Origin of the sequence: Ruminococcus sp. Marseille-P328 (genome assembly GCF_964249465.1) — a bacterium.
In the GTDB taxonomy this organism is placed as follows: Bacteria; Bacillota; Clostridia; order Lachnospirales; family Lachnospiraceae; genus Blautia_A; species Blautia_A faecis.
Window position 1 is genome coordinate 1 of sequence record NZ_CAXUBQ010000063.1, and the last position, 1,299, is coordinate 1,299.

The following is a 1,299-nucleotide window of genomic DNA, read 5'->3' on the forward strand; positions in this document are numbered from 1 at the left end:
ACAGACAATCATGAGAAAATCTCACCACAATAAATGAAAACTGGATACTAGCTATACGTTATGTAGTGGTATACTTAAGGTGCCGAATAAGATCGGAAGGGGATTGGTGCTTACAAGCCCGTCCGACAGACTGATTTTCAGCTCCTTAGGTGTACCACTTTTTGTTTCCATCGGGTTTTGATGAGGACGCAGGACAGCCAACAATTAAGCAAGGAGCTGCATCGGCTTATGCGAAGGAGGTTTGCTTTATGGAAGTATTGTATAAGCGGTGTTGTGGGATTGACATTCATAAAAATATGATGGTAGCCTGTATTTTTACGAGTGTCAGAAAAAAAGAAATCCGTCAGTTTTCAACAATGACGGAAGATATTCTCCAATTAGTTTCGTGGCTGAAAGAAACAGATTGTGAGATGGCTGCCATGGAAAGTACGGGCTCTTATTGGAAACCTGTATATAATATATTTGAAGAAGAACAGATACCGATCATGGTTGTGAATGCGCAGCATATCAAAGGAGTTCCCGGACGTAAGACGGATGTAAAAGATGCAGAGTGGATTGCCGATCTGGTACGCCATGGATTAGTAAAAGCAAGTTACATACCAAATAGGGATCAAAGAGAACTGCGAGAAATAACCCGTTACCGCCAGGAGGTAATTGAAGAACGTGCTCGTGAATTAAATCGAATCCAGGCTGTGTTAGAAGGCTGCAATGTTAAATTGAGCAGTGTAATTACCGATATCAGCGGAAAAAGCGGTATGACAATTTTAAAGGCAATTGTATCTGGAGAAACAGATCCGGTTGTTTTAAGTGAACTTGCTGAAGGAAGAGCCAGAGATAAAATTCCAGAAATGCAGAAATCCCTACAAGGACGGATATCAGAACATCAGCAAAAAATGTTGAAACATCAACTTGGGCATATTGAAAGCCTGACCGCTTTAATTATGGATTTAGATGCAGATATTAAAAAAAAACAGAATCCATAAATTGGGCAATCGAAGCTTTGGATGATATGCCTGGGATTGGAAGAAAAAGTGCAGAACGAATTTTAGCGGAAACTGGTGTGGAAATGGAGCACTTTCAAAATGAATCCCGTTTCAGCTCATGGGCGGGGCTTGTGCCTGAGTGTAAGGAAAGCGCCGGAAAAAAGATGAGTACACGAATACGGAAAGGAAATAAATATTTGAAAGCAACGCTGGTGGAATGTGCTCGTGCTGGAATACGAAACAAGCAAAGTTATCTCTACTCCCGTTATCAAAGAATTGCCGCGCGCAGAGGTGGGAAAAGGGCTTTAATTGCAGT

General features: G+C 41.4%; 2 protein-coding genes. Both read left to right on the forward strand.

Going from position 1 to position 1,299, the window contains the following annotated elements; genetic code table 11:
- The first annotated feature begins 248 nt into the window (after positions 1 to 248).
- Entirely contained in the window at positions 249 to 983 is a 735-nt protein-coding gene (locus ACESTK_RS20425; RefSeq protein WP_243284565.1) for an IS110 family transposase, read from the forward strand.
- Between the two features lie 26 nt (positions 984 to 1,009).
- The coding region (locus ACESTK_RS20430; protein ID WP_373120629.1) for a transposase at positions 1,010 to 1,299 on the forward strand (290 nt) is incomplete at its 3' end.

Bases quoted from the DNA above. Each gene is read 5' to 3' on its own strand.
- ACESTK_RS20425 (WP_243284565.1), top strand. From the start codon at position 249: ATGGAAGTATTGTATAAGCGGTGTTGTGGGATTGACATTCATAAAAAT.